This is a genomic window from Streptomyces sp. NPDC001348 (assembly GCF_053597535.1).
Genome location: NZ_JBSFIK010000075.1, coordinates 4,451 through 4,695 on the forward strand (window position 1 = coordinate 4,451; position 245 = coordinate 4,695).

Genomic DNA, 245 nt, shown 5'->3' on the forward strand with positions numbered 1-245 from the left:
GCATTCTGCGGGCTTAGCCTCGGCCCCTGGCGGGGGGCTTCGGGCTGCGCCCCGCGGGGCTCGGCCCCGGCCCCCGGCGGGGACTGCGTCCCCTGCGTCCCGCGGGGCTCTGCCCCAGACCCGACGGGGGCTCCGCCCCAGACCCGACGGGGGCTCCGCCCCAGACCCGACGAGGGCTCCGCCCCAGACCCGACGGGGGCTGCCGTCTCCTGCATTCTGCGGGCTTAGCCTCGGCCCCTGGCGGG